The sequence below is a fragment of the Cloacibacillus evryensis DSM 19522 genome (assembly GCF_000585335.1).
Taxonomy (GTDB): Bacteria; Synergistota; Synergistia; order Synergistales; family Synergistaceae; genus Cloacibacillus; species Cloacibacillus evryensis.
Genome location: NZ_KK073872.1, coordinates 3,421,820 through 3,440,703, shown reverse-complemented (window position 1 = coordinate 3,440,703; position 18,884 = coordinate 3,421,820). Strand labels below are relative to the sequence as shown.

At 57.1% G+C, this 18,884-nt stretch carries 21 protein-coding genes; 10 read left to right on the top strand and 11 right to left on the bottom strand.

Going from position 1 to position 18,884, the window contains the following annotated elements; all coding sequences use genetic code 11:
• Positions 1–87: 87 nt before the first annotated feature.
• Both CLOEV_RS15310 and CLOEV_RS15305 read left to right on the top strand, forming a co-directional pair.
• A complete protein-coding gene (locus tag CLOEV_RS15310; protein WP_051485162.1) occupies positions 88–831 on the top strand; it encodes an AzlC family ABC transporter permease in 744 nt (247 codons plus the stop codon).
• Positions 831–1,133 (top strand): AzlD domain-containing protein, encoded by a 303-nt coding sequence (locus tag CLOEV_RS15305; protein ID WP_008708616.1) that lies wholly within the window; start codon positions 831–833, stop codon positions 1,131–1,133. The genes CLOEV_RS15310 and CLOEV_RS15305 overlap by 1 nt, the downstream gene beginning before the upstream one ends.
• Positions 1,134–1,207: 74 nt before the next feature.
• On the opposite strand, the gene CLOEV_RS15300 is transcribed toward CLOEV_RS15305, so the two are convergent.
• The gene (locus tag CLOEV_RS15300) at positions 1,208–2,224 is read right to left on the bottom strand and encodes a threonine aldolase family protein (protein WP_245591146.1); all 1,017 of its coding nucleotides are present in this window, start codon (positions 2,222–2,224) and stop codon (positions 1,208–1,210) included.
• Positions 2,225–2,370: 146 nt separating this feature from the next.
• On the bottom strand, positions 2,371–3,102 hold the full coding sequence (locus CLOEV_RS15295; protein ID WP_008708620.1) for a GntR family transcriptional regulator: 732 nt from the start codon (positions 3,100–3,102) through the stop codon (positions 2,371–2,373).
• A gap of 188 nt (positions 3,103–3,290) precedes the next feature.
• Between CLOEV_RS15295 and CLOEV_RS15290 the strand changes: the two genes are divergently transcribed.
• From CLOEV_RS15290 to CLOEV_RS15260, 7 genes are all read left to right on the top strand, one after another.
• Positions 3,291–4,226: a 4Fe-4S dicluster-binding protein gene (locus CLOEV_RS15290; RefSeq protein ID WP_034444860.1), complete on the top strand. Its 936-nt coding sequence runs from the start codon at positions 3,291–3,293 to the stop codon at positions 4,224–4,226.
• A gap of 40 nt (positions 4,227–4,266) precedes the next feature.
• Positions 4,267–5,685 (top strand): sodium:solute symporter family protein, encoded by a 1,419-nt coding sequence (locus CLOEV_RS15285; protein ID WP_034444858.1) that lies wholly within the window; start codon positions 4,267–4,269, stop codon positions 5,683–5,685.
• A 15-nt stretch (positions 5,686–5,700) separates the two neighbouring features.
• Positions 5,701–5,949, top strand: a complete 249-nt coding sequence (locus tag CLOEV_RS15280; RefSeq protein WP_034444856.1) for a hypothetical protein — start codon at positions 5,701–5,703, stop codon at positions 5,947–5,949.
• A 25-nt stretch (positions 5,950–5,974) separates the two neighbouring features.
• Complete coding sequence (locus CLOEV_RS16310; protein ID WP_051485161.1) at positions 5,975–6,541, top strand: hypothetical protein; 567 nt, start codon at positions 5,975–5,977, stop codon at positions 6,539–6,541.
• A gap of 44 nt (positions 6,542–6,585) precedes the next feature.
• Positions 6,586–8,136 carry an HAL/PAL/TAL family ammonia-lyase gene (locus CLOEV_RS15270; RefSeq protein WP_084482492.1) on the top strand — a complete coding sequence of 517 codons (1,551 nt, stop codon included), beginning with the start codon at positions 6,586–6,588 and terminating at the stop codon, positions 8,134–8,136.
• A gap of 199 nt (positions 8,137–8,335) precedes the next feature.
• Positions 8,336–8,617 (top strand): ArsR/SmtB family transcription factor, encoded by a 282-nt coding sequence (locus CLOEV_RS15265; RefSeq protein WP_034444854.1) that lies wholly within the window; start codon positions 8,336–8,338, stop codon positions 8,615–8,617.
• A 74-nt stretch (positions 8,618–8,691) separates the two neighbouring features.
• Positions 8,692–9,471 carry a NifB/NifX family molybdenum-iron cluster-binding protein gene (locus CLOEV_RS15260; protein ID WP_034444851.1) on the top strand — a complete coding sequence of 260 codons (780 nt, stop codon included), beginning with the start codon at positions 8,692–8,694 and terminating at the stop codon, positions 9,469–9,471.
• A 504-nt stretch (positions 9,472–9,975) separates the two neighbouring features.
• Here CLOEV_RS15260 and CLOEV_RS15255 read toward each other — a convergent pair.
• The 4 genes from CLOEV_RS15255 to CLOEV_RS15245 form a co-directional block, all read right to left on the bottom strand.
• Entirely contained in the window at positions 9,976–10,425 is a 450-nt protein-coding gene (locus tag CLOEV_RS15255; protein ID WP_008708634.1) for a PaaI family thioesterase, read from the bottom strand.
• A gap of 4 nt (positions 10,426–10,429) precedes the next feature.
• Complete coding sequence (locus CLOEV_RS16665; RefSeq protein ID WP_083829518.1) at positions 10,430–10,546, bottom strand: 4Fe-4S binding protein; 117 nt, start codon at positions 10,544–10,546, stop codon at positions 10,430–10,432.
• A gap of 86 nt (positions 10,547–10,632) precedes the next feature.
• Positions 10,633–12,453: a BACON domain-containing protein gene (locus tag CLOEV_RS15250; RefSeq protein WP_034444846.1), complete on the bottom strand. Its 1,821-nt coding sequence runs from the start codon at positions 12,451–12,453 to the stop codon at positions 10,633–10,635.
• Between the two features lie 261 nt (positions 12,454–12,714).
• Positions 12,715–12,909, bottom strand: coding sequence for a hypothetical protein (locus CLOEV_RS15245; protein ID WP_034444844.1), 195 nt, complete (start codon positions 12,907–12,909; stop codon positions 12,715–12,717).
• A gap of 128 nt (positions 12,910–13,037) precedes the next feature.
• Between CLOEV_RS15245 and CLOEV_RS15240 the strand changes: the two genes are divergently transcribed.
• Positions 13,038–13,931, top strand: a complete 894-nt coding sequence (locus CLOEV_RS15240; protein WP_034444842.1) for a LysR family transcriptional regulator — start codon at positions 13,038–13,040, stop codon at positions 13,929–13,931.
• Positions 13,932–14,007: 76 nt separating this feature from the next.
• Here CLOEV_RS15240 and CLOEV_RS15235 read toward each other — a convergent pair whose 3' ends face one another.
• From CLOEV_RS15235 to kdpC, 5 genes are all read right to left on the bottom strand, one after another.
• Complete coding sequence (locus tag CLOEV_RS15235) at positions 14,008–14,193, bottom strand: hypothetical protein (RefSeq protein WP_034444840.1); 186 nt, start codon at positions 14,191–14,193, stop codon at positions 14,008–14,010.
• A 98-nt stretch (positions 14,194–14,291) separates the two neighbouring features.
• On the bottom strand, positions 14,292–15,365 hold the full coding sequence (gene arsB / locus CLOEV_RS15230; RefSeq protein ID WP_034444837.1) for an ACR3 family arsenite efflux transporter: 1,074 nt from the start codon (positions 15,363–15,365) through the stop codon (positions 14,292–14,294).
• A 190-nt stretch (positions 15,366–15,555) separates the two neighbouring features.
• The gene (locus CLOEV_RS15225; RefSeq protein WP_218915534.1) at positions 15,556–15,828 is read right to left on the bottom strand and encodes a thioredoxin family protein; all 273 of its coding nucleotides are present in this window, start codon (positions 15,826–15,828) and stop codon (positions 15,556–15,558) included.
• 421 nt (positions 15,829–16,249) lie between these two features.
• The gene (locus CLOEV_RS15220; RefSeq protein ID WP_051485160.1) at positions 16,250–18,247 is read right to left on the bottom strand and encodes a DUF4118 domain-containing protein; all 1,998 of its coding nucleotides are present in this window, start codon (positions 18,245–18,247) and stop codon (positions 16,250–16,252) included.
• A 32-nt stretch (positions 18,248–18,279) separates the two neighbouring features.
• Entirely contained in the window at positions 18,280–18,879 is a 600-nt protein-coding gene (gene kdpC / locus CLOEV_RS15215; protein ID WP_034444834.1) for a K(+)-transporting ATPase subunit C, read from the bottom strand.
• Positions 18,880–18,884: the final 5 nt, after the last annotated feature.

Genomic DNA, 18,884 nt, shown 5'->3' with positions numbered 1-18,884 from the left:
ATTCCCTCCGTTGTTATTTGACGGCGCGGCGTGTACAATTACCTGATTGATGTTTTTTCATAAAAAGAAAACATAGAGGTGTTGCTGATGGGAGAGACGCAGAGGGCTTCGGGGGGCCGCAGCGTTACGGGAGGTTTTTCCGCCGGCGCGAGAAAATCGCTACCGATCATAATCGGTATGGTGCCGAGCGCGATGGCCTTCGGCATACTTGCGAAGACCGCTGGACTTACCGCCGGCGAGAGCCTTTTCATGTCGGCGGTGGTCTTTGCGGGAGCCAGCCAGTTCGCCGCGCTGAATATGCTGATGATCGGGGTCTCCGTCGCCGACATCCTTATTACGACGGCTCTGCTCAATGCGCGCCACATCATGATGGGCTCCTCCATTTCGCAGCGTATGGAGCGCGGGATGAACCCGTTTGAAAAATGCGCCCTCTTTTTCTTCCTCACGGATGAAAGTTTCAGCCTCGCCTCGCTGCAGGATGCGGAGATCGTTACCCCTGGTTTCCTCTGGGGCGTGCAGCTGCCGATATTCCTGACGTGGAACATTCTTACGGTCTGCGGCTATATCGGGACCTCTTTCCTGCCGCGGGATCTGCAGTCGAGCATGGGCGTCGCGATATACGCGCTGTTTCTGGCTATCATCATCCCGGCGGCGCGCCGGAGCCGCGCGGCGCTCATTGTCACGCTGTCGGCGATGGCGCTGTCGGCGCTTTTCAAATGGCTGCCGGTCCTCGCGCAGATGAACCGCGGCGTGGCGATAGTAATTTCAGCCGGCGCCGCCGCCGTGATCGGCGCCCTGCTCTTTCCGGCGGGCAGAGAGGCGCGGGGATAATGTCCAAGATCGTCTTTCTTTCAATACTGATGATGTGTGTCACCGCGCCGTCGCGCATACTGCCGCCCTTTCTCCTCACCGGCCGCAGGCTGCCGCCCTTTGTTTCCTCGGTGCTCAACTATATCCCCTTTGCCGTCATCGGCTCCCTGGTATTTCCCGATATCCTTTGGGCGACGGGAGATTTCAAGAGTTCCGCCGCCGCCACCGTCGTCGCCTTCCTCACCGGCTGGTTCAGCGGCAACATCCTCGTGGTGCTGCCCGCCTCGATCGCGGCGGCTTTTCTCGCGACGCGGCTTTTCTAGGCGCGTGTCTGCCGCGGCGCGCCATGTCAGCGTATAGCCGGCCGTGGCCGCGCCGCCGCCTTATGTTTTTTACCCTAAAGCTCCGCGATCAGTTCGTCAAGGTGCTCTTCTTTAGTCGCCCAGCTTGTGCAGAAGCGCACGGCGGTGTGCGCCGCGTCGGTCGGCTGCCAGAGCGAAAAAGCGAATTTCACTTTGAGCCGCTCAATAAGACTGTTGGGCAGGATCGGGAACTGCTGGTTCGTCATTGAGTCGACGAGGAAAGGATATCCCTTCGCCGTACAGGCCGCGCGGAGCGTCATCGCAAGTTCCGTCGCGTGCCGCGATATCTCGAAGTAAAGCCCGTCCTCAAATAGCGCCTCGAACTGTATACCCAGAAGACGCCCCTTCGCGAGCATCGCGCCGCGCTGCTTCATTATATAGCGGAAGTCACGCTTCAACGCCGCATCGGTGATGACGACCGCCTCCCCGAAGAGCGCGCCGACCTTCGTGCCGCCGATATAAAAGACGTCGCAGAGGGCGGCGATGTCGGCCAAGGTATAATCACAGAGCTCGCAGGCGAGCCCGTAGCCGAGCCGCGCGCCGTCCATGAAGAGCGGCAGGCCGCATTTACGGCAGACCTTGGAGATCTCCTCCAGCTCGGCGAGGGTATAGATCGTGCCGATCTCACTTGGGTTAGAAATGTAGACCATCGCCGGCTGGGCGATATGTTCGTGGGTCGGATCGCGCCAGTGGCTGTCGCAGACGCCGCGCACCTCTCCGGCCGTGATCTTGCCGTTCTCGCCCGGCACGGTGATGACCTTATGTCCCGTCGCCTCGATCGCTCCTGTTTCATGTACGTTGATGTGTCCGCTTTCGGCGGCGATCACGCCCTGGTGCGGACGCAGCGCGGCGGCGATGACCGTCAGGTTCGCCTGTGTGCCGCCGACGAGAAAATGCACGTCGGCGTCCGGCATGCGGCAGAGCTCTCTTATATAGCCCCGCGCCGCCTCGCAGTGCGGGTCCTCGCCATAGCCGGCCGTCTGCTCCATATTTGTGGCGGCCAGCCGCTCCAATATCCGGGGGGTGCGCCCCCTCGCCATAGTCGCATTCAAAACGAATCATTTTCTACTCTCCTGATAAAACGGCGCCTCCAAAGCGCCGGTCGTTACAGCTTCTTTTTCTGATTATAACGCCGAGGGCGTAAAAACGGCGTCCATTCCGCGGTTTGAGATCAGCAAAACGTTACCGCCGCTAAAAGTTATAGGGAGTTCTCTCTCTCCTGCTCGCAATAGGCGCGGCGACGCTCAAAATACTGCTTTACCGTTCCCGGCCTGACGGATAACAGTGTCTCCCAATACTCTTCCCTTCCCTGAACTTTCCAATGCACGTCGCGCGTATAACGGCCAAACTCGGATGGCGTGCCGTTTTTCAGTATTTCGACCTGACGGCGGTGCTCCTGCCAGAATACTTTTTCCCATTTCAACAGCGGCAGCAGGGCGCGCTGCGGAAAATCATAAATCCGCTCGCGCATCTTCACAAGCTGTTCAACGAGGCCGCGGTTTGGGCACTGTTCGAAGACGACCAGGTGGAACTCCATATTCAGATCCTGGACGATAGGCTCGTTGTCGCGGAAGCATTTTTCCGCCTTCGCGATCAGCTCGGTGAGCTTTGGTATGCACCGCTCCCGCGCGTTGTAAAAGGCAAGCTCATAGGCCATGCCCTCAAGCGCGGCTCCCACCTCCTGGGCTTCCATGACCTCGTCTATGGAAAGCTCGCGCACGACGACGCCCTTGCAGGGAATGATCCTCACGAGCCCCTCCGACTCCAGCTGTATCATGCAGTCGCGGTAGGGCGTGCGGCTGATGTTGAGTTCCTCGAATATCTCCTTTTGATTGATGGGGTCTCCCGGCTTCAGCTCGCCGGAATTTATCTTTCGTTTAATATAATCGTAAAGTTTTTTTCGCAGCGATTCATTGTGGAAAAATGACATAATTATTCTCCCTCTTGGAACTTGACAAAATCTTTGCACAAGTATAACATAACCACAGCTACATGCTGCATGTAACATGTAGGACATAAAATCAATAACACAACACGTAATTTTGTTCCTTATAGTTATTCGAAATGTTTGATATTGCTCTGCTGATACTCTGATGAAGGTAAAAGGCGGTGTAACAAATGTACGATAAGGCTGCAAAATTGTTTGAAATACCCGATCTCGCCCTGCCGTTTATGGAGACGTTCCTTGACACGGAAGAGCTCTGTCTGCTTGAGACGATGGAGCCCAGAAATTATTCTCCCGACGAACTTTTAACGCTGTTAAAAAATTTCACCGACGACCCGGAGGCTTTCGTTAAGAACGCCTATTCGCGCGGGGTTCTCAACAAGGCCGAGGAGGCCGGGAAAATATTTTTCCGCCCCGCCAATTTCTACACGCGGCTGGCCTTTTTTGCGCAGTACGAGCCCGAGTTTTGGGCAGAGATACCGGCGTCCGAGCGCGAGAAGATCGACGAATGGTATGTCGCGCGGTATATGGAGAAAGCAAAGCCGCGTCTCGACGCCGCACTGAGGGGAGAGGGGCTTATCGAAAACGCCTCCTTCTTTACGCTTGATGAAGCTTTCGCGTTGATAGATTCCCTTGAATGCGAACCCTACATGGTCCCCTGCAACTGCAAAAGCGTGGCGCTGAACTGCGAAAAGCCGCGCAGCGTCTGCATACTCTTCAAGAGAGGGCTCAATTCCGAATGGGACCGCGGCCACGGGAGGCCGCTCTCAAAGGAGGAGGCGAAGGCGATCCTCCGTCTTGCCGACAAAAGCGGCCTTATGCACACCTCCGAAGAAGACGCGGCTATATGCAACTGCTGCGGCGACTGCTGCTATCCGATCCGCGCCTCAAAGAGGATCGGCACGCAGGGCGTTTGGCCGAAGCAGAGATACCGCATTATATGGGACGAAAAAAAATGCGTTGCCTGCGGCAGGTGCGCGAAGGTCTGCAACTTCGGCGCTTTCAGACAGGCGGGACGCAAGATCACATTTGAAGAAAAGGACTGCTGGGGCTGCACCATCTGCGGCAGCAACTGCCCCGTCGGCGCCATTTCGATAGAAAAAATCTAAAGGAGCGCCTCTAGGGCGCTCAAAAAGGAGTGTTGGATTCATGTTAACCGGCATCGACAACATCGTTATCGTATTTACCGTGATCGCCGTTCTTTGGATAGGCTACTATTTCTCAAAGTCGATCACGGACATGGAGAGCTATTATCTCGCGAACAGAAGCCTTCCCTGGTCGCTTGTGGTCGGCACGCTCGTCGCTTCCTGGTACGGCGGCGTCGGCGTTGTGGGCACCATCGGCTACGCCTCTGTCTTTGGCATGGCGACATGGTTCATCTGGTCGATCGGCGCGCACGCGGTCCGATTCCCACTCGCGCTGTGGGTCGGGCCGCGCATCCACGTGCGTTCCGACGTAACGATCCCCGACGTCATCGCCCACGCCTACGGCAAGACGGCCGCGATCGTCGCCTCGATATTCCTCTTCATGTACTGTTCTCAGCTGGGCGAGATAACGGCGACTGGCTTCATCGGAGAGGCGGCCTGGGGCGTCAATAAGGTCCTTCTCGGCGTCATTGTCGTCGTTCTGACGATCGCGCTGACCTGTCTCGGCGGCCTGATGGGGGTCGCGGTGACCGATATGATCTTCTTTTTCTTCATGCTGATGAGCGTCTGCATGGTATTCCCGCAGATATATGACAGCGTCGGCGGCATGGCGGGCATACGCGCGGCGACGGCGGCGACGCCCTCCTTCACTCACCCTGTCGCGGGCATGACCTTCACAAAGGCGCTGATGCTGGTGCTGCTCTGCATCAACGTATACGCCGACCCCTGCTTCTATCAGCGTTTCTCGGCCAGCAACTCGGCGAAGACCGGCCGCCGCGCGATGCTCACCTGCTTCTGTCTCTGGCTCGTATTCGACGCCGTGACGAACATCGCCGGTATGGTGGTACACGTCAAATACCCCGGAGCACAGCCGGAGCTCGCGTATGTGCGAATGGTACTCTCTGAACTTCCCGTCGGGATACGCGCCTTCTTCGTCATCGGGCTCTTCGGGGCGATAATCTCCACGCTCGACAGCTACTACCTCATCGGCGGAACGACGCTCGCAAAGGATATCTACGCGCGTATATTTGTGAAAGAAGAGCTCAGCGACAAAAAACTTGTGAACCTGAGCCGCCTCGGCGCCTGTCTGTTGGGGGTCATCGGCCTCTGCCTTGCCTTCCGCTTCACGCTCGTATACGACGCCTTCGTCTTCCTCATCAGCCTCTGGATGTCCACCGGTTTCGTCCCCGTGCTGATGGCGCTGATGTACGGCGGGAAAAAGACCAAGGCGGCGGGACTGCTTTCGATGGCGGCGGGATGCCTTTCCTTCGCGGCGCTCTCGCTCTGGCCGGTAACGATATCGGAAAGCTTCGGCGTGCTTGAGCCGATACTCGTATCACTGCCGCTCTCGTTCCTCTTCTGGGTGATCGGCAGCAAATTCGGCGAAGATACCGAAACTGATAAAAAAGCGATCAGATGCTGATAGGAGGCACACATTATGGCAAATACAAATAACGAAACGAAAAACGAAACAAACGACGGCCTCAAAATATCATGGTTCGGCATAGACGGAATGCTCTGCCTCCTGTTTATCTTTGAAGCGGTATTTATCGGCTGGAGCATGATCCACGACGTCGATATCGTGCTGGGCAGATTGCTGCCCTACAGCGCGATGCTGGTCACCGCATGGGTCTTCCTGAAGTACATATTCCAGGTGATCTCGTTCTCGCGCGGCACGCGCAAATAGGATAGACAGGACAGAGGGCGGGACGATGGCGGTCATTACCTCCTTCCCCATAAAGATGAGCGTAGAAGAGGCGAAGCACGAGGCGCGCAAAAGAAACGGCCTCATCGCGCGCTTCATAACGCGCCTGACAAGCGGCGGACAACGCGAAGATCAAGAGATCGTTATGAAGACGATCTATATAGAAAACAGGCTCATCACCTTTGAAATAACGACCGATCCCATTTTTCTTGAAAAAATATTCAAGAAAGAGGCGAAGCCGCGCAAAAGCAAAATAATGATGATCGCGAACGGCTCGACCTGCGGCGTTTCATATTACGACGGCAGAGGCGTAGAGACGGCGGAGACGGAGGTAACGGAAGAGGCATTGCAGCGCTCTGATTTTTCGGACGCGGAACTCGTAACGCGCGGCAATGCGCTCGCGCGCAGGATACTGCGCCGGCGCGTCGGAGGGAATTTTTCCCTTGAACCCTCGGAGATACAGAGCGTCTACCGCCCCTATCATGTGGCCTTTTTCGGAGAACCGGAGGAGGGTAAAAAAATCTACTACGTTCCCGTGGCCGCGGACGGCTGCATGGTAAAAAGAACATTCTGATCCAACAGAGGCAAATAAAAATATTTTATGGAGGCGTTTGGTCGATGAACAGGGAGAGCATGAAAGAGGCGCGCGATATCAAAGAGGTAATTCTGGGCAAAGAGGTAACTATCGAAGAGCTCGCGGCGGTGGCGAGATTTGGCGCGAAAGTATCCTTCAGCGACGAGTACAGGGAGCGCGTCAATAAGTGCCGCGCCCTCGTGGATAAATTTGTTGCGGAAAAACGGCGTATGTACGGCATCACCACCGGGCTCGGCGAGAATGTCAAACGGGCGATCCCCGAAGAATCGGCGATCCGCTATCAGAAAAACACAATGCTGACCCACTGTACCACCGTCGGCGAACCGATGGAGGAGGAGGTCGTGCGCGCGATGCTCTTCATGATGCTCGTCAACGTGGGCAGCGGCGTCTCCGGCGCGCGGCTTGAAGCGCTTGAGGTGATAGCCGAGCTGCTCAACAAAGGGGTCACGCCGTGGGTGCCGCTGCACGGCTCCGTCGGCTACCTTGACGCCGAGGCGCACGCCGCGCTCGTCTTTACGGGAGCGGGAAGGGCTTACTATCAGGGCGAGCTGCTCGACGGCGGCGAGGCGCTCAAACGCGCAGGCATCACCCCTTTCACGCCGAGCTACAAAGAGGGGCTCTGCTTCGTCAACGGCTGCACCTCGATAAACGCCATGGGCGCGCTCGCCGCTTATGACGCGAGGAACCTTGTGGCCACGGCGGACGTCGTCGCCGCCTGCACGCTGGAGGCCCTAAGCGCGAACCTCAAGGCCTTCGACGAAAGGGTGATGGCGGTGAAGCCCCACAATGAACAGGCCGCGACCGCCGCGCATTTGAGGGAGATCCTCGCGGAGAGCGCCTTCCTTAAAGAAAACGGCGGCAAAAACCTTCAGGACGCGCTCTCGCTGCGCTGTGTGCCGCAGGCGCACGGCGCGGCGCGCAAGACCGTCGACGACGCCGTGGAGGCGATCGTGACCGAAATAAATTCCTGCTGCGACAACCCGATAATCCACCCGAGCGGCGAAGCGCTGAGCGCCTGCAACAGCGACTCCGGCTTTGTCGGCATCGAGAGCGACTCCATCTGTATCGCCATGGGCTACCTGGCAAAGATCTCCGAACGGCGCACCGACCGCATGGTCAACGAGCATGTGAGCGGCCTGCCGCCGTTCCTCGTCGCGAACCCCGGTGAAAACAGCGGCTACATGATCGTCCAGTACTCATCGGCGGGGCTGGTGGGTGAGATACGCGTCCTTTCGCATCCCGCCTCCGTCGATTCCGTCCCCACCTGCGCCTTCCAGGAGGACTACGTCAGCATGGGCTACAACGCCGCGATGAAGGCCTATAAAGTCGTGCGTCTCGCGGAATATGTCCTCGGCAACGAACTGCTTACCGCAGTACAGGCCGCGGGGCTCCGCGCGCAAAAAGAGCTGCCGCTCTCGCCCGTGACCGCCGCCGTCGGCGCGGCCGTGCGCGAAAAGGCTCCCTTTATGGAAAACGACCATTACATCTCGCCCGACATGGAGTGGGCGCGCGAACTCGTGCACTCGGGCCGCGTCAGGGAAACGGCCGAGCGCTATATAGGCGGCCTGTATTAAGGGCCGCGAAGCCGGTAAGGGGGGCTGCCTCCGGGTGTATTTACAAAACGGGGGCGGACCTTCATATCCTAAATGAAATGGCTGCGGCGGCGCGAAGCGCCCCCGCGGCCATTTTCCGCAGACCGCCATAATTTCGGGGAATTTTTTGTTATAATAAATAGACAGATAGACATACTTTTGGTCGAAAGAAGGATCACACATGGTAGATTACGCAGAACTCTCCGAGGTGTTCAAGGCTCTTTCCGACCCCAATCGGCTGATGATCGTGGAGATGCTCTCCGGCGGGGAGCTGTGCGCCTGCAAGCTGCTGGAACGCTTCAAAATAACGCAGCCGACTCTTTCGCACCACATGAAAACGCTCTGCCACGCGGGGCTCGTCAAAAGGCACAGGGAGGGGAAATGGATGCATTACACGCTCGACGACGAGCGCTTTTCCATGCTGACCTCCGCGATAGACAGGCTCGCCGGAAAAGAGAAATGATGTGCATATGCTCATTGACAAAATGGGCATATGCACATTAAGATATATACAGATTTTCGAAAGGGGAAAACGCCATGGCCGGAAGCATAAAATGCCGCCGCGTATGCAGCCGCCCCGCGGCGCTGCGCTTCATGCCTGACGCGGTCGCCGCGGAGATACTCGACCTTTCGCTTGAGGAGCTTGAAAGCCTGCGCCTTTGCGACCTTGAGGGGCTCGATCAGGAGACGGCGGCGCGTCGGATGGGCGTTTCGCGCGGCACGCTGCAGCGCATCATCTATTCCGCGCACGCCAAGGTCGCGGAAGCGCTCTGCACGGGCAAGGGCATCTTCATCAACGGCGGCAATTATGAGATCGCCGGGCAGTGGTGCGGCGGCATGGCCAGATGCAGGCGCTGCCCCTTTGTCAGCGAGAGCGGCAAGGCTCTCAGGGAAAGGATGGAAACGATCATGAAAAGCGGAATAATAGCGGTAACGGAAGATAACGGAGAGGTTTTTCAGCATTTTGGACATACGCGCTACTTCGCGCTCTATGAGATCAGGGACGGCGCGGTGGCGTCGCGGAAGATAATCGACGCGGAAGGCAGCGGCCATTCCGCGCTCGGCGGCTTCCTGCGCGAGAACGGCGTCAGCCTGCTCATCTGCGGCGGCATCGGCGGCGGCGCGAAGAACGTCCTCGCGGCGGCGGGCATAGAGCTCGTCTCCGGCGTCAGCGGCTCCGTCGACGAAGCGGTGAAGCGTTTTCTCGCCGGCGAACTCAAAGACGACCCCGCGGCGGAGTGCGACCACCACCACCACGAAGAGATATCCGGCGACTGCCATGGCTGCGGCCACGGAGCCTCGCACGGCTGCCATTAAGGAACCACTGATTATATGCGCCATCCGCGTCACAGGCAGCCCCCGACCGTGGCTCCAACGTATGTAAATACGCCTGATGGGACTACCAGCCGATTCGCACAAATCAGAGAATCACTGATTTGGCTCTCTGGCCGTCCGCCCCGCTCAGGGGTTGCCTGTTTAGCGGCTGGCACATCTGGTGGACAAACCAGCCGATTCGCACGAAATCAAAGATTTCGGCTCTCTGGCCGTAATCAGCGGACGATACGTCAGGTTTTATATGACAAAGTGAATTAATCAGGGTTTCATTAATATTCTAAAATAACGGTCACTCAAGCAGAGCGGCCCGGGAGGGGGATGTTTCGATGTCCCTTCCCGGGCCTGTTTTGTGCGGGTATGACAGGCATCTCAATGCTTTTTCAAAAGGGCGCCTGCGGCGGCTGTACGCCGAGCATCATCATGTAGGCCAAGGCGCTCTTCATAAAAAATCCCCATCCGGGCGCGCCCCTCTTTATTACGCGCGGCTTATATGCCAGCCGCGTCCTGTCCGTCTGCCCTTTCCTTCAGGTTCTCCACATCCACCCTTAGATAGTGCCCCGTCGCCTCCGAGATGAGCTTTCCCGTCGCGGCTTCGCGGATCGTCCCGCGCGCCTTGGCGCGCCTGCCGGAAACGGACGCGACCTCGCCCTCGCACACGAGCGCCATGCCCTCGCGCCCCGGGCTTATATATCTTATCGTCATGTCGAGCGTCACGGCGGTTTTGAGCCTGTCGTTCACGGCGTCGCCCATGATCTCGTCGAGGATCGCCGCATGTATCCCTCCGTGGAGGATACCGGCATAGCCGCACCATCCGCGCTCCACGGTAAAATCGCAGCGGCAGCCATGCTCGGTGCGAAGTTTTTTGATGTGCAGCCCCTGAGGATTTTCAGCCCCGCAGACGAAGCACCAACTGTTTAATTTCTTTGCTTCCGCCATTTTCTCATTCCTTGTATACATCTATCGCGCCAGCCGGGCAAACGAGCCGGCAGCTTCCGCAGACGGCGCAGCGCTCGGGATGTTCTATCGCGGCGGCCTCTCCTTCAGGGGAGGCCCTCATCGCAATCAGCCCCTAATGAGACGCCAGGTCTCAAAACCCGGCGTCTCATCTCGGTTGCTTCTGCTGTGAACTGTTGGAATCGCAGGCTAATATCTTGACTGGAAGACTTTCACCGTCGAGCTGCCCTTGCCGTCCTTAGTTTTCAGCGTGATCGTGGCCTCGCGGTTGGCGCCGGTCGTGTTTTCGGATACATCCACAAAAACGCCGCTGTTGGCGTCCTCTTTCGTCCCCTCCGTCCGGCTCAGTGTGCACCATTCTTTATCGCTCTCCGCCGTCCAGTCGCGGAAGGTCCCCAGCTCGAGCTTCTGATGGGCCGCGGCCTTTGAAAAGTCCAGATTGTTGGCGGCGATCAGCGGCGGCAGTATCCCTTCGAGGGGGACGTAGAACTCGCTTTCATGCGCCGCCTTGTTGTGGTGTTCCTCTTTGGCGACCTTTATCCACCAGGCGTAGCCGGCGCTGTAGGAATAGCCGGTCATCCACTTGAATTTGAACTTGAACCCTTTGATATTGTCCCTGTCGTTGGGGCCGACAGCCCACGCCCACTGATTCACGGGCTGGAAGAGGCTGCGCGAGGCGAGCGGCGCGTCGTAAAAGTCGTTGCAGGCGGCGAAATAGGGGCCGCCCTTCAGCAGCGGGCGCGAGAAGGTGTAACTCCACGCCGCGTTCTGCTGGGTGACGCCGTTTACCGATCCCTTAGAATTGTTCTGCACCTGACACTCGGAGACGGTTTGGCTCTCGCTGGTGGAATAGCTCACGCCCGCGCTGATGCCGCCGCTGCCCGACAATCCCGAGAAACCGACGTTGCCGCCCAGCGAGAAGGAGATGCCGCTGGAGAAGCCCGTCGAGCCGACGGAGGTGTCAGGCTTCGAATCCTTGAGCACGGCGTTGTTGTTCGTCTTTCCGTCGTTGTTCACCATCCAGTTGTCAAACCCATATTCGACCATGTAATCCTGTATCACCGCCGAGGTGGTTCCTTTGTGATCCTGATTGCTGTAATTAGCCGAGGGGTTCAGTTGGCCCTTCTGCTTGATAAAATACCAGTCGGAATCCAGTTTGTCGGCCTCGTTGTAGGTGTGGCAGGCGTAGACGTCCACCGTTATCTCAAAAGTATTGCCCCACTGCGAGGCGCTGTAAGTTTTTTCATACATACGGGAGACCTGCGTAAGGTCGTTCGTCCCCGAGGAAGCGCCGTTGAGGGCCTTTTGCGCCGACGCCTTGCCTGCGGCGGCGGCCTTAGCCTGTTCCGCGCTCCCGTTCATCCACTTCACGATGCCGTTCGCCGCCGCGCGTTCGTCGGCCGGCGGCGGAGTCAGATCCGGCTCGGAATGGTAGAAGGACACGGTTTCGTCTCCCGACGTATCAGTGACCGGCCACGACTGCGTCTTGTCCTGCGATACGAGAATATCGCCCGATCTGATCTCGTCGGGGAATTTGTTGATGATCTCCGGCTGCGACTCGTTGTCATTGAGCGTTACATATGAGAAAATGTCGCCGCTCAGTATCTTTACGCCGTAATATTCGACATAGCTGCTGCCGGACGGCATTATGAAATCGCCTTCAAACCCCAGCGCGTCAAGGAAGCCGTTTATCTCCTTTTCGTCCGCGTGCTCCAGCGCCACGCTCTGCCCCGCGTCAAGGAATTTCCGTATCGTCTTGGCCGTTTCGTCGTCGAAAACGGAGCCGTCCTTATAAGAAACGATCAGCGGCGCGTCGGCGCTCACTCCGTCGTATGCGGAGATGTCGCACAATTCGTTCAGCTCTTCCGCCAGGTCGCCGTGCATCGCCCCCATGACGTAAAGTTTGTTGCCGCCGCCGCTTCCGCCGCAGCCGCCCGCGGCGACGAGCGCGAGCAGGAGAAGGATGAACGCGGCGGTAAGACAGAGCCGGTTTCGGTTTGTTCTCAGCATGACCAACACTTCCTTATCTAAGTATACAGTTAAAACAAAAACTTTTTACATTATAAATGTTTTTTGAACAGAACGCTATATGGCATATTGGCAGGATAAATTTTATTGTGATAGCGTCATTGAGTGAAAAGGGGCATTTTGTCCGCGGAGAGAAAATAAGATCGACAGGCCGTCTATTTGGCGGGTATGGCTGCTATAGGACAAGTTGTTCTTTATATAATGCGGCGCGGCTTGATGATTTCAGCCGCGCCGCGTTCTCTCCTACCGGTACCGCGTCGTCCATCCGCCGGTGACGTACCCCGCCGCCGCGAAGCTGAAGACCGCGCAGGAAGCGAACATTAAAATCGCGAGAGCCGCGGACTCGCCGTTGTTCTCTATTATCCATAAATAGCGCAAAGCTATTGTCGCAAACAAACTGATGATCGCCGCCGCACCGTAAATGTTGTTTTTTTTCATGATCCTTTCCTCCCGTCCTTGCCGGCTCTTTCGGGCCTTTGCGATCTCATTATATAAAGGCTATAATATAAAGTAAAACTACGTTCTGTAATATTTGTTTTTAGTATTACTTAAAAGGAGATGGAATTGTGGAGAGCTCAAGGTGCAAGGCTTTTTTGATCTCCGCGGAGACAGGCAGTTTTTCAAAGGCGGCCGAGATTCTTGGCTACACGCCCTCCGGCGTGAGCCAGCTGGTGACGGCCTTTGAAAACGATCTTGGGTTTCCCCTTCTGCTGCGGAACAAAAGGGGGGTAATGCCGACGCCGGACGGCGAAAGGATCGCCGTCGCCGTAAGGGAGCTATTATCGCAGGAGCGGCGCATCTACGAAATCGCGGCCGAGATCAAGGGGCTTTCGCTCGGCGAAGTGACGATCGCCACCTATCCAAGCATCTCGACGCACTGGCTGCCGGGCGTTATCAGGGGCTTCCGCGAGGAGTATCCGCACATCAAGATCAAACTCATGGAGGGCATCCGGCAGGAGATAATCCAATGGCTTGAGGAAAAAAGGGCGGACGTGGCTTTTATGAGCCATAAAGAACCCATGTCGTACGACTGGATCCCTCTGGCCGAGGACCAGATGCTCGCGGTGCTGCCGAAGACGCACCAGCTTGCACGGGCGGCGGCCTACCCGCTGCAAAAGTGCCGCGACGAAAGCTTCATCATGCCGGCCCTCGGGCGCGACGCCGACGTGGCGGCGCTCTTTGAAAAAAACGGCTTGGAGCCGGACGTACAATTCACCACGCTGCAAAGCTTCGCGGCGCTCTCAATGGTCGAGCAGGGACTGGGGATGACCGTCATCAACGAACTGATCACCCGCAACTGGCCCTGCGACGTGGTAAAACTCCCGCTTGATCCGCCGCAGAAGATAATACTCGGGATGGCCCTCTTTTCGCTGGAAAACGCCGCCCCCGCGGTAAAGCGTTTCGTCAAATACGCCGCCGGGAGGTTAAACTGCCCGGGAGGGGCCGTGCCGTGCGCATAAAGTCGTCTGCCGCCCATTTAGGGGGCGGCGTGAAAAAAGGCGGCGAGGGGCTGATCTTGTCTCTTCTCCGCTTCTGTTACCGCAGCCGGTAAAAATCCTGGGCCCAGCTTTCCGGAGCTTTCGGCAGCCCGGCGCGGCAGTAAAAATCGGCGGGGAAAGGTTTGCCTTTGATCCGGGTTTCCGCCGCTTTGTAAAAATCCTGCGTGATCTTCTGATCTGTCAACTTTTTTTCTATGGCTTCCATTTTCTTTTTGTCGTTCATCTTTCTTGTCCCTCATTGGCTTTTTAAGCCGAATTAGATAATTAAACATCGTTATATAGTAATATATCTATGTATATTCGTCGAAAACCTTCCCTGATTTATCTGCCTTGCGGCCTGATCACAGGCTTTTTCAAAAACCAATCTTTTGTCCGGTTGCAGAAATTGACCAGCATCAACATGACCGGTACTTCAATCAGTACGCCTACGACCGTTGCGAGTGCCGCGCCGGATTGAAGCCCGAAGAGCGATATTGCCACGGCCACAGCCAGCTCAAAAAAATTACTCGCGCCTATCAACCCTGCCGGAGCAGCTATGTCGTAAGGCAGTTTCCATAATTTCGCCCATAAGTAGCCAAAGGCAAAGATAAAGAAGGTTTGTAGTGTGAGCGGAAGCGCTATCAGCAAGATATCAACGGGGTTTTCAAGGATTACTTTTCCCTGAAAGGAAAAGATGATTATCAATGTGAGGAGCAGTCCTGCCGTTGTAATGCCTTCAAATTTTTTGATAAAACGGTAAAAATCTCTTTCGCCGCGGTACGCGATATAAAACTTTCTCGTCAGCCATCCCGCGGTGAGCGGTATCAGCACAAAAAGAATGACGGAAAGCAGCAGTGTGTTCCAAGGTATAGCGATGCCGGAGACGCCAAGCAAAAAGGCCGTTATTGGCGTGAAGGCCGCTAAGATTATTAAATCGTTCACCGCGACCTGTACCAACGTGTATGCCGGATTTCCATTTGTAAGTTGGCTCCATACGAAGACCATCGCGGTACAGGGCGCCGCGCCAAGAAGCACCGCACCGGCAAGGTATTCCCGCGCGCTCTCGGGGGCCAGCAGCCCCGCATATACCGTGAAGAAGAAAAACGATGCGGCGGCGTACATCGTAAAAGGCTTGACCATCCAGTTGGTAACGCACGTTATGATGAGTCCCTTGGGCATTTTGACCGCCTGAACGATACTGGAAAAATCTATCTTGAGCATCATTGGATAGATCATAAGCCAGATCAGCACCGCAACAGGGATAGAAACGTTGGCATATTCAAACTTTGCAAGGAACGCCGGGACCCGTGGCAGGAATACGCCGATGCCCACCCCTACAGCCATACAGAGCGCCACCCAAAGCGTCAGCCATCGACCGAAGATTCCCAAAGTGTCTTTGTTTCTTTTTTCTGCCATAGCATTTTCTCCTTTATAAGTATAAGGTTGTTATTCTTTGCTTTTAAGGGGTATTTTTCCCAGTTTTGTAAATGCGCCGGAATTGTAAGCCCGTTGATGTCACAAGACGCTCTGAATACATTTACTGCGTCGTTGTTGACCAAAGCCTTATATACCTTCCTAGTGCCGTTCCCCTGCTGATTTTGAATGGTCACAGTCCTTCTTTTTTCAGCAAACCGGCAATCTCGCCGGCGGAAAGGATCTTTCCTACGGAGACGACTCTTTCTCCTACAACCAGTGCCGGAGTAGAGATCACGCCGTATGAGACGATTCGCGCCATGTCGGTTACCTTCTCGACCTCCGGTTCGCGTCCGATGGAAGCCGCGGAAAGCGTTTGCCCCGCGAGAGTGTTGAGCCACCTCATTCCCAATATCTGATTCTGAAAAAATAAAAGAATTGTCTTTATTGCATCCATAATTAACATCTATGATATGCCCCTTCGCAAGTTTATTCCGTCGTCGACGTCCTGCGGGAAATAGCATAAACTATATATAGATACTTGTCAATACGTATATATAAAAACGAGGAGGAATAAATATTGCGAAGTTGTTCTATAAGGATGGCGGAGATGGATATATCACTCTCGTCTGAGCCGCTTGATGAAATTATTTGCGACGCTATAGTGAACCCGACTGATTCAAGCGGGCTGATGCGGCCTGGAGTGAGCCGCATTCTTCGCGGGGTGTGGGGGCCGGAAACGGAGCTGCAGGCTCTCTATTATAAAGAAAGAAGTCCGGGCATACGGTGCTTTCGTTTGCGGAGGGGCTTGCCGCTGATTGCCTGCTTCATGCCGTCGTGCTTGAGACGGGTGAGGCACTGCGCGCGGAGGCTGAGAGAAAAAGGGCTCAATTCTCAGATAGGTCTTTATCTGTTCCGCCCTCCTTCGGCACATATCTGTCGTACAGCAGGGCCTTTTCCAGCGCCACGCCGCATTCGTCGAGCATCGCGCGGATCAGGTTTTTTTCAAAGGCTGTGAGCGGCGGCTGCGGTCCCGCGGCAATGGCGGCTACCGCGAGGACCTTGCCGTCTCCCCCGCGTACCGCCATATAGAGGCACTTCGCGCCCGGCAGCGTCTCGGTGGCCGCCCCGGCGCGACGGTTGTTTGTCCTGACCCATTCCGCGACGCCCATCTCTTCCTCGCTTTCGTAGGCTCTTTCCTCCTTCGGCAGCTTTACCGGAGATATCCTCGCCAAGCGTCCCGGCTCCGCCTCCCCGTAGATGAATACGGGCCTGTCGAGCAGCTTTCTCAGCTGCCTCTCCGCGACTTCCGCGGTGGAGGCGAAGCCCCCGGATTTGTTGAGCAGCCGGCTTGTCTCCAGCAGCACCTCGGTCATATAGGCGCTGCCGGAGGCAAGTTCCGCCTGTTTTTTGATACGCGCCGCCAAAGAGCCGGCGAGCAGGCTCGCGCACAGCATTACGATAAGGACGACGGGATAGGCCGGGTCGTACATGGTGAACGAATATAGCGGCTCGATGAAGAGATAGTTGAAGGCGGCGACGCTGGCGAAGGAGAGCGCGGCGCCATAGATATATCCGCGCGTCAGGAGCGAGGTAAAGAGCACCGCGAGCATGTAAAAGGCGATCGTATTGACGTTTTGGAAACCGGCGCGGAAGAAGACATAAGAGAACAGCGTCGCCGCGGCGAAGATCAGCAGCGCGTATGCCGTGTCCCGCCAGGAGAGTTCCAATCCGCCGCCGTACTGTTTTTTCACGCGGTAGGGCGGCTGCCGGTCGGGTATGATGTAAACGTCGAGTTCGGGGGCCGTCTCGGTGAGGCGGTCGATGAGGCTCTTTTTTCGCCCGAAGAGGCCGTTTTTGTGGTTCGTGCGCCCGAGCACCGCCTTCGTCACGCCGCTCTGGCTGGCGTATTGCGCGATCTGTCCGGCGATGTCGTCGCCGTAGGCCGTTACTATCTGCGCGCCGAGATCCTCCGCGAGCTTTATATTCATTTGGAGCCGCCGTCCGCCGCCGTCTCCCGGCCTGCCGCCCCCGGTTTCCACGTAGAGCGCCGTGAAGCGGCTGTGAAAGGCCTCCGCGAGACGCGCCGCCGTCCGGATGACCTTCGCGTTGGAGGGGGCGGCGGAGAGACAGGTGAGCACATGCTCGCCGGCATTGACGCCGCCGCCCTCCGCCATCGCCGCCCTGCTCTGCTTGTCTGCGGTGCGGCGCAGCGTGATCTCGCGCAGGGCGCCGAGGTTTTTTTTGGTGAAGAAGCCGCCGAGCGCCCTCTTCGCCCGCTCGTTCTTATATACCTTTCCGGACTCTATGCGTTCGATAAGGTCGTCGGGCTCAAGGTCTATCACTTCGATGAGCTCCGCGCGGTCAAAGACGTCGTCAGGCACGCGCTCGGCAACCGTCACGCCCGTTATCGAGGCGACGATGTCGTTCAGGCTCTCGATATGCTGGACGTTGACGGTGGTGTATACGTCGATGCCGGCCCGCAGCAGCTCCTTGATATCCTGATAGCGCTTTACGTGGCGAGAGCCGGGGGCGTTCGTGTGGGCCAGCTCGTCTACGAGAATCAGCTTCGGATGGCGGGCGAGCGCGCCGTCGAGGTCGAATTCGTCGAGCTTCAAGCCCCTGTACCCGACACTTCTCACCGGCAGCGTCTCCAGTCCCTCAAGCAGCGCCATCGTCTCGGGACGCGTGTGCGGCTCGATATAGCCGACGGCCACGTCTATTCCCTGGCTTTTCGCGCGCCGCGCCGCCTCGAGCATCGCGTATGTCTTGCCGACGCCGGCGGCGTAGCCGAAGAATATTTTCAGCGTCCCCTCCTCTTTCTCCCGCTGATCTTTCAGCCGTGAGAGCAGCTCTTCCGGCGAGGGGCGTTTCAGCTCTTCCATAGTGAATATTCACTCCCTTTCGGACGGCGGGGTTATTTCAGGATTCCGCCCAGTTCGAGGTTTACCTTCAAAACATGGACGCGCGGTTCACCGATTATTCCCAGCAAACGCCCCTCGGTATGTTTTTTGATGATTTTTGTCACCTCCGCCTCGGAGAGGCCGGCGGCGGCCGCGATGCGCGGCACCTGATAGAGGGCCGCCGCGGGGGAGATGTGAGGGTCGAGGCCGCCGCCGGAGCTTGTTACGAGCTCGACGGGCACCGGCTTATCCCCCATAGCCGGGTTTGCCTTGCGTATCTCCTTCACGCGCCCGGCGATCAGCCTTTCAAGTTTTTTCCCGGCGGGGCTCAGATTTGAGGGCCAGGCGTAGGCCGCCGGCCCGCCGTCCGCGCCGGTGAAGCCGGCGTCGATGTTCATCTGACGCCCCCAGAGGCGGCCGGGCGAGCGGTATGGCTGCCCGAGATTCTCCGCGCCGTATTTCCGGCCATCGACCCGGATGATGGAGCCGCCGGCCTCATAGGGAAAGACCAACTTGGCGATCCCCGTCACCGCGAGAGGATATATGATCCCCGTGATCACGGTCATCAGCGCAAAATATATTAGCGAACGAATCGTAACTGCTCTCAATGTCATAGGCT

Coding starts and splice junctions, on each gene's coding strand:
- CLOEV_RS15260 (WP_034444851.1), top strand. CDS start 8,692: ATGGCCGGAAGCATAAAATGCCGCCGCGTATGCAGCCGCCCCGCGGCG.
- CLOEV_RS15295 (WP_008708620.1), bottom strand. CDS start 3,102: ATGTCATTTTTCCACAATGAATCGCTGCGAAAAAAACTTTACGATTAT.
- CLOEV_RS15280 (WP_034444856.1), top strand. CDS start 5,701: ATGGCAAATACAAATAACGAAACGAAAAACGAAACAAACGACGGCCTC.
- arsB (WP_034444837.1), bottom strand. CDS start 15,365: ATGGCAGAAAAAAGAAACAAAGACACTTTGGGAATCTTCGGTCGATGG.
- CLOEV_RS16665 (WP_083829518.1), bottom strand. CDS start 10,546: ATGAGGGCCTCCCCTGAAGGAGAGGCCGCCGCGATAGAACATCCCGAG.
- CLOEV_RS15250 (WP_034444846.1), bottom strand. CDS start 12,453: ATGCTGAGAACAAACCGAAACCGGCTCTGTCTTACCGCCGCGTTCATC.
- CLOEV_RS15265 (WP_034444854.1), top strand. CDS start 8,336: ATGGTAGATTACGCAGAACTCTCCGAGGTGTTCAAGGCTCTTTCCGAC.
- CLOEV_RS15235 (WP_034444840.1), bottom strand. CDS start 14,193: ATGAACGACAAAAAGAAAATGGAAGCCATAGAAAAAAAGTTGACAGAT.
- CLOEV_RS15305 (WP_008708616.1), top strand. CDS start 831: ATGTCCAAGATCGTCTTTCTTTCAATACTGATGATGTGTGTCACCGCG.
- CLOEV_RS15310 (WP_051485162.1), top strand. CDS start 88: ATGGGAGAGACGCAGAGGGCTTCGGGGGGCCGCAGCGTTACGGGAGGT.
- CLOEV_RS15285 (WP_034444858.1), top strand. CDS start 4,267: ATGTTAACCGGCATCGACAACATCGTTATCGTATTTACCGTGATCGCC.
- CLOEV_RS15245 (WP_034444844.1), bottom strand. CDS start 12,909: ATGAAAAAAAACAACATTTACGGTGCGGCGGCGATCATCAGTTTGTTT.
- CLOEV_RS15225 (WP_218915534.1), bottom strand. CDS start 15,828: ATGTTAATTATGGATGCAATAAAGACAATTCTTTTATTTTTTCAGAAT.
- CLOEV_RS15255 (WP_008708634.1), bottom strand. CDS start 10,425: ATGGCGGAAGCAAAGAAATTAAACAGTTGGTGCTTCGTCTGCGGGGCT.
- kdpC (WP_034444834.1), bottom strand. CDS start 18,879: ATGACATTGAGAGCAGTTACGATTCGTTCGCTAATATATTTTGCGCTG.
- CLOEV_RS16310 (WP_051485161.1), top strand. CDS start 5,975: ATGGCGGTCATTACCTCCTTCCCCATAAAGATGAGCGTAGAAGAGGCG.
- CLOEV_RS15290 (WP_034444860.1), top strand. CDS start 3,291: ATGTACGATAAGGCTGCAAAATTGTTTGAAATACCCGATCTCGCCCTG.
- CLOEV_RS15220 (WP_051485160.1), bottom strand. CDS start 18,247: ATGGAAGAGCTGAAACGCCCCTCGCCGGAAGAGCTGCTCTCACGGCTG.
- CLOEV_RS15270 (WP_084482492.1), top strand. CDS start 6,586: ATGAACAGGGAGAGCATGAAAGAGGCGCGCGATATCAAAGAGGTAATT.